This window comes from Demequina lignilytica (genome assembly GCF_030418305.1).
Lineage (GTDB): Bacteria > Actinomycetota > Actinomycetes > Actinomycetales > Demequinaceae > Demequina > Demequina lignilytica.
This window is the reverse complement of sequence record NZ_JAUHPX010000002.1, coordinates 430402-437705: the sequence shown is the minus strand read 5'-3', so window position 1 is coordinate 437705 and position 7304 is coordinate 430402. Positions and strand designations below refer to the sequence as shown.

General features: G+C 72.9%; 5 protein-coding genes and 1 tRNA gene. 3 read left to right on the top strand and 3 right to left on the bottom strand.

Annotation, left to right across the window (positions count from 1 at the left end):
* Window positions 1-3: 3 nt before the first annotated feature.
* The 3 genes from pntB to QQX10_RS05360 all read right to left on the bottom strand — a co-directional run bounded on the left by pntB (window position 4) and on the right by QQX10_RS05360 (window position 3413).
* Window positions 4-1413, bottom strand: a complete 1410-nt coding sequence (gene pntB, locus QQX10_RS05370; RefSeq protein WP_301122077.1) for a Re/Si-specific NAD(P)(+) transhydrogenase subunit beta — start codon at window positions 1411-1413, stop codon at window positions 4-6.
* Entirely contained in the window at window positions 1413-2972 is a 1560-nt protein-coding gene (locus tag QQX10_RS05365; protein WP_301122075.1) for a Re/Si-specific NAD(P)(+) transhydrogenase subunit alpha, read from the bottom strand. Before QQX10_RS05365 ends, pntB begins: the two co-directional genes overlap by 1 nt.
* 368 nt (window positions 2973-3340) lie before the next feature.
* Window positions 3341-3413: transfer RNA gene (locus QQX10_RS05360), tRNA-Arg, on the bottom strand.
* A gap of 116 nt (window positions 3414-3529) precedes the next feature.
* Between QQX10_RS05360 and QQX10_RS05355 the strand changes: the two genes are divergently transcribed.
* From QQX10_RS05355 to QQX10_RS05345, 3 genes are all read left to right on the top strand, one after another.
* Entirely contained in the window at window positions 3530-5119 is a 1590-nt protein-coding gene (locus tag QQX10_RS05355; protein ID WP_301122073.1) for a dynamin family protein, read from the top strand.
* A 2-nt stretch (window positions 5120-5121) separates the two neighbouring features.
* On the top strand, window positions 5122-6633 hold the full coding sequence (locus QQX10_RS05350) for a GTPase (RefSeq protein WP_301122071.1): 1512 nt from the start codon (window positions 5122-5124) through the stop codon (window positions 6631-6633).
* 143 nt (window positions 6634-6776) lie between these two features.
* Window positions 6777-7283: a single-stranded DNA-binding protein gene (locus tag QQX10_RS05345; RefSeq protein WP_301122068.1), complete on the top strand. Its 507-nt coding sequence runs from the start codon at window positions 6777-6779 to the stop codon at window positions 7281-7283.
* Window positions 7284-7304: the final 21 nt, after the last annotated feature.

Sequence of the window (7304 nt, the reverse complement as noted above, 5' to 3'; positions counted from 1 at the left end):
ACGTCAGGCGCTCGCGCCCTCGCTGACGCGCAGGTGGGTGAGGATCTCCTCGACCTGGGTCTTCGCGTCGCCGAACAGCATCGCCGAGTTCTCGCGGAAGAACAGCGGGTTCTGCACGCCGGCGTAGCCCGTGGCCATCGAGCGCTTGAAGACGATGCACTGCTTCGCCTTCCACACCTCGAGCACCGGCATGCCGGCGAGAGGCGAGCCCGGGTCCTCGAGCGCGGACGGGTTGACCACGTCGTTGGCGCCGATCACCAGCACCACGTCGGTCTCGGGGAAGTCGTCGTTGATCTCGTCCATCTCGAGCACGATGTCGTACGGCACCTTCGCCTCGGCGAGCAGCACGTTCATGTGGCCCGGCAGGCGTCCGGCGACCGGGTGGACGCCGAAGCGCACCTCGACGCCGTGCGCGCGCAGGTTCGACACCATGTCCGCGACCGGGTACTGCGCCTTCGCGACGGCCATGCCGTAGCCCGGGACGATGATGACGGACTTGGCCTGCGCGAGGATCTCCGCCGCCTCGGGCGCCTTCACCTCGCGGTGCTCGCCCTGCTCGGCGTCGCCGGACGATGCGCTGCCGCCCTCGGTGCCGAAGCCTCCGAGGATGACGGCGAGGAACGCGCGGTTCATCGCCTTGCACATGATGTAGCTGAGGATCGCACCGGAGGAGCCGACCAGCGCGCCGGTGACGATCAGCAGGTCGTTCTCCAGCATCAGGCCCGCGGCCGCGGCCGCCCAGCCGGAGTACGAGTTGAGCATCGACACGACCACAGGCATGTCGCCGCCGCCGATCGCGGCGACCAGGTGGAAGCCGAGCGCGAGCGCGATGACGGTCATGATGATCAGCGGGACGAGGCTGTTGGTCGCGATGAACCAGCCCAGCAGGCCGGCGCTGGCCACCACGGCGCCCAGGTTGAGCAGGTTGCGGCCGGGCAGCGTGAGCGGGCGCGACTTCATCTTCGCGCTGAGCTTGAGGTACGCGACGATCGAGCCCGTGAAGGTGATCGCGCCGATGAACACGCCGAGGAAGACCTCGATCTGGTGGATCGCGTCGGCCTCCTCCGTCAGGTAGGAGTTGAAGCCGACCAGCACCGCCGCGAGGCCCACGAAGGAGTGGAGCATCGCGATGAGCTCGGGCATCTGCGTCATCTCGACGGTGCGCGCGCGCCACATGCCCACGCCCGCGCCGATCGCGAACACCATCGCGATGAGCAGCGCCGTGATCCACGGGCTGCGCTCGGACTGCTGGAGGGACAGGACCACGGTCGCGACGAGCGCGAGGCCCATGCCGACCATGCCGAGGATGTTGCCGCGACGGGCGGTCTCCTGCTGGGAGAGGCCGGCGAGCGACAGGATGAACAGGACCGCGGCGACCACGTAGATCGCGGTGGCGAGGGAGGTGAGGGTCATCAGGCGTCCTTCCTGAACATCCCGAGCATCCGGTACGTCACCAGGAAGCCTCCGAAGATGTTGATGCTGGCGACGGCGGCGGCGATGAAGGACAGCGTGGACACGATCGCGTCCTCGGAGCCGATCTGCAGCAGCGCGCCGACCAGGATGATGCCGGAGATGGCGTTGGTCTGAGCCATCAGCGGGGTGTGGAGCGAGTGCTTCACGTTCGAGATCACGTAGAAGCCGACGATCACGGCGAGCGCGAACACCGTGAGGTGCTTGACGGTGTCCTGGTCGGAGAGCGCGAGCAGGAGCAGCGCGGCGACCGCGCCGGCGCCGTAGAGCCAGTTGCGGCGCCTGGCCGTCGCCAGCGCGACCTCCTGCTCGAGGCGGGCCTTCTCGGCCAGCTCCTCCTCGGTCGGGCCCTGCGCCGCGACCGGGGCCGGCGCCGCGGACACGGACACGGGCGGCGGCGGCCACATGACCTCGCCCGCGTGCGCGACGGTCATGCCGCGCTGCACCTGGTCCTCGAGGTCGAGCACCATCGCGCCGTCCTTGCCCGGCGTCAGCAGCGCCATCAGGTGCACGATGTTGGTGCCGAACAGGGTCGACGTGTGGCGCGGCATGCGGCTGGTGAGATCGGTGTAGCCGACGATGGTCACGCCGTTGTCCGACAGGACCGTCTTGCCGGGGACCGTGAGCGCGCAGTTGCCGCCGCCCGAGGCCGCGAGGTCGACGATCACGGAGCCGGGCCGCATGCCCGCCACCACGTCGGCGGTGATCGTGGTGGGCGCGGTGCCGCGCACCAGCGCCGTCGTGATCACCACGTCGGCGTTCGCGGCCTCCTTGGCGTAGACGGCCATCGCGGCGGCCTGCTGCTCCGCCGTGAGGGGCTTGGCGTAGCCGTCGGCGCTGATCTCCTGCTGAGCCTCGGGGGCGTCGACGAACGTGCCGCCCATCGACTCGATCTGCTCCGCCACCTCGGGGCGCACGTCGAACGCGCGCACCTGGGCGCCCAGGGAGGACGCGGCGCCGATCGCCGCGAGGCCGGCGACGCCCGCGCCGATGATGAACACGGTGGCGGGCTTGGTCTTGCCGGCGGCGGTGACCTGGCCCGTGAACATGCCGCCGTAGTTCTCGGCCGCCTCGATCACCGCGCGATAGCCGGCGACGTTCGACATGGTCGACAGGACGTCGATCGCCTGCGCGCGGGAGATGCGCGGGACGGCGTCGAGGGCGAGCGCGGTGACGCCGCGCTTCGCGAGCGAGGCCACCAGCCGCTCGTTCGAGTGCGGCGCCATGGTCGCGACCAGGGTCGCGCCCTCGCGCAGCAGCTTGATCTGCGCGGGCTTCGGGGCGTTCACGCACGTGACGATGTCCGCGCCCCAGGCGGTCGCGGCGTCGACGAGCGTCGCGCCGGCCTCCTCGTACTGGGCGTCGAGGAAGCTGGCCGACGTGCCGGCGCCTGCCTCGATCACGACCTCGTAGCCCAGCTTGATCAGCTGCGCCACCGAGGCGGGGCTCGCCGCGACGAGCCTCTCGCCCGCACGGGTCTCCGCGGGGACCCCAATCTTCATCGGTCATCCTGTTCTGGTCCCGCGCGTCGCGTGCCGCGGAACCGGTCTCCATCGGTCGGTGCGACGTGCCGATGCGGCGGCCGCGGACCGGGTTCCTGGTTGCCTCGCGACCAGGCTAGTGGACGGTTCGCGGGCGCGACCCGGGACCTGTGCCCGCTCCTGGTCCCAATTCTCGGCGGAAGCGTCTCGCCTGGTGAGACGGCTCATGCGGGCGCCCCGGTGCCAGAAATCGCCGCGCCGGGCGCGCATCGTCCCGCCGTCCCGGCGCATCGTCCGCCCTCACCCCCCCCCCTGAGATGGAGGACCGGTGCACAGGGCCCGCGGGTATCGAGCGCTCGCGCGCCATCTCGGTGGCGCTCGGTCGGCGGCGCCCCCGGCAGGACTCGAACCTGCAACCTACGGATTAGAAGGCCGTTGCTCTATCCATTGAGCTACGGGGGCCGGCGCGCGCAGAACGCACGGATACAGAGTAGTCGCGCGGCTCGCTGCGCTCGTGCGGCCTGGTAGGAGGCCCCGCGCTACCCTTGACGCATGGTGGGACGAGGGGTCGGGGTCGCATGAGCGTGCGACCCATCAAGACGTGGTCGTACCCCGGCAACCTCCTCGACGCCCTGGTGGACACCAGGAAGGTGGTCGCCGGGGTGGAGCTGCCGCTCCCGACGCCCAGCGTGGACGAGGCGCGCGACACCATGCGCCGCATGCTCGACCAGCTCGACCATCACCTGATCCCGCGCGTCCGCGAGGAGGCGTCGCCCGCCGTCGTGGTGGTCGCCGGCTCGACGGGCGCGGGCAAGTCCACCGTGGTCAACGCGCTGGTGGGAGAGCAGCTCACCCCATCGGGGGTGCTGCGCCCGACCACCCGTATCCCTCACGTGTTCCACCACCCGCTCGACACCTCGGTGCTCACGGAGGTCGAGCAGCGGGGCAAGGTCATCGCGACCGAGGCGGTGCCCCGCGGGCTCGCGATCGTGGACTCGCCCGACCTGGACTCGGTGCGCGGGGAGAACCGCGAGATCGCCAAGGTGCTGCTCGAGGCCGCCGACCTGTGGATCTTCGTCACCACCCCCGCTCGCTACGGCGACGCGCTGCCGTGGGAGGCTCTGCGCGCGGGCGCGGACCGTGGTGCGTCGATCGCCGTGGTGCTCAACCGTGTCACGGTCGACATCGCCGCCCAGGTGCGCCGCGAGCTGGTCGACCGCCTCACGCTCGAGCACCTCGAGACGCTCCCGCTGTTCGTGATCCCCGAGGACACCGCGCGTCAGGCCACGGTGCCGCGCGACGTGGTCAACGGCCTGGGCCGCTGGCTCGACTCCGTGGCGGCCGCGTCCGCCGCGACCATCGTCGAACGCACGCTGCACGGCGCCGCCGAGTCCGTGAAGGAGTGGCTCGAGGTGGTCGCCGAGGCGATGGACGAGCAGTCCGCCGCCGCCAAGGACGTTCGATCCGAGGTCCGCCGCAGCGCCGCCCAGGTCGAGAACGAAGGCGGCGACCGGTGGTGGGAGACCATCCCGACCGGCGCGCTCACCACCCGGTGGCAGCAGGCGACGGCCGACGGCGGCGCGCTCTTCCGGCTCCGCAACTCGCTGTGGGTCAAGCGCCGGCACCTGCGGGAGGACCGTGACACCGTCCTGCACGAGATCTACGTCGACGTGCTCGACGCGGTCGAGTCGCGCCTGGTCCACGCCGCTGCCTCGGTGGCGGAGGCGATGACGGCCGCGCTGCGGCGCGCCGACACCGGCGTGGGACCCTGGCTCGCGGAGCGACGCGATCCCCGCGACGCCCGGCAGGCGCGCGAGCGCCAGGCGGCCGACGCGGCCCGCCGGTGGATGCACCGCTGCCAGGAGATCGTCCTCGCGCTGCCCGGCGCATCGTCCGGCATCGAGGTGGTCGGGGAGCCCGGCCTCACCACCACCCTCGCGAGCGCCGCGCTCGGGATCGAGGAGGCGCGCACCGCGCTCATGGTGCTCACGGGCCAGGCCGTCGGCGAGGCCGTCGAGGAGGCACGGGCGGAGCTGGCCGCCGCCCGCCGCCACTGCGTCTCCCGGGAGTCGCTCGACATGATGCGGCCCACCGACATCCCGTCGCTGATGCCCGACTCCTCGGCGAAGATCCGGCTGCGGCGCGCAGAGCTGCGAGGCCTGCTGTGAGCGTGAGCTTCGACCACCTGGCGCCCCGCGACGAGACCTCCGTGCTGCGCGAGCGGGTCGAGCGCCTGCGCTCGTCCCTCACGTGGGCCCGCGCGGCGATCCCCGGCGACGTGCGCCGCGAGCTCGAGGCGACGATCGACCGCTGCGAGGAGCGGCTCCGGCTCGGCATCGACTGGACGGTGGTCGCGCTCGCGGGCGGCACGGGGTCCGGCAAGTCGACCCTGTTCAACGCGCTCGCCGGCATGTCCTTCGCGGTGCCCGGCGTCGCGCGCCCCACCACCTCCGAGGTCAGTGCGGCGGTCTGGGGCCCCGACCCCGCTCAGGCGCTGCTCGACTGGCTCGGCGTCGCTCCGCAGCGTCGGCTGGTGCGCGCGCAGGCGCCGGAGGCGGATGCGGATCCGGCGCTCGGCGGCCTGATCCTGCTGGACCTGCCCGACCACGACTCGGTCAACGCGCACAACCGCGCGACCGTGGACCGCATGATCCCCATGGTCGACCTGCTGCTGTGGGTGGTCGACCCGCAGAAGTACGCCGACCACGCGATCCACGACGGCTACCTGCGCGTCGCCTCCGACCATGGCCAGCCGTCGCTGGTGGTGCTCAACCACGTGGACCGGCTCACCACCGAGGACGGCTGGAACGTCGCGCGCGACCTGCAGCGTCTGCTGGCGGAGGACGGGATGCACTCCGTCCCGGTCATGCCGGTGAGCGCGCGCACCGGCCAGGGGGTGGACGTGCTGCGCGCGGAGCTCGAGGGCGCCGTGGAGGCGCGCTCGGTCGCCGCCGACGCGGTGGCCGCCGACCTGGTCGAGGCCGGCCGGACGCTCGAGCGCGCGCTGGCGCGTGACGCGGAGCCGGTCCTGCCCGACGTCGCGGAGCTCGTCGCGGCGCTGACGGCCGCGGCCGGTGTCGACGCGCGCGCGCAGGCGGCGGCGCTGGTGGTGGCGGGCAAGGCGCAGCAGGTGCCGCAGCCCGCGGGGCTGGGCCGCGAGGTGGTCGAGCGCGAGAGGCTCGACTGGGTCGACGCGGCGTCCGAGGGGCTGCCCGTCACGTGGCGCACCGTGATCGACGACGCGGTGGCGCCGGCGGAGCTGCTGACCGAGCGCATCGCCGAGGCCCTCGCGGCCGTCCCGTGGGAGACGCCGGTGCGCGCGGGCGGCTTCTTCCGGCGCGGGGCGAAGGGGACCGCGTTCGCCCGCGGGATGGTCGAGCAGGGGAGGGCCGCCGTCCTCGGCGCCGTCTCGCCCCTGGTGGTGGCCCCGACCGAGCTCATCCACCAGGCCTACCGCAACCTCGACGAGCTCACGGAGCTCGCCCGCAGCGAGGCACCCCCGGAGGTGCCGCGCGACCGCCCCGACTCACGCGTGCCCGCGCATGTCGCGGAGCCCGAGGAACCGCACACCGCGCCGGCCGAGCTGTGGGAGCCGGTCGCCGGCGAGGGCGACGGCCGGCCGCATCACGGTCCCGCCCACCTCCGCGGCGATGCCGGCGCACCGGAGCCGGACGCCCGCTGACCCGCGCGGGTGAGCCGCGTGCGATGTCCCCACCCGCGTCGCTGCCTGCCGTCATCCCCGATCGCGGCGCCCGGCGCCGCGCGGCATCGTCCACCCGCCCACCCTGGAGGCGGCCGCACGGTGCGGCCGCCAGGGAGGAAGACATGAACGAGCTGCAGGTGACCGTGGTGGGGTGGGCGGCGACGGACGTCCGCCTGACCGTGGGCAAGAACGGGGCGGCGGTGGCGAGCTTCCGGCTCGCCTCGACTCCGAGGTACTTCGACCGGGCGCGGGGCGAGTGGGTCGACGGGTCGACGGAGTGGTTCACGGTCCGCGCGTTCCGCGGCTCCGCGATCCTGATCAAGCAGTCGGTGGAGAAGGGCCAGCCGGTGCTGGTGACCGGGAGGATGCGGACCAACCTCTGGGAGTCGGAGAAGGGCCCGCGCACGGACCTGGTGATCGACGCGACCGCCGTCGGGCACGACCTCACGCGAGGCTTCGCGACGTTCACCCGTGCCGTCGGCGACGAGTCGATGGGCGAAGGTGACGGCACCGCTGCGGGCGAGGCCATCGAGGCGGCGCGCGGCGAGGCGGAGGAGCACGGCCCCGGGGGCGAGGAGCTGGACGAGCCGGAGGATGCGGAGGTCGAGGAACCGACCCTGGTGCGGTGAGGCCTCGGTGCCGGGCGTCCG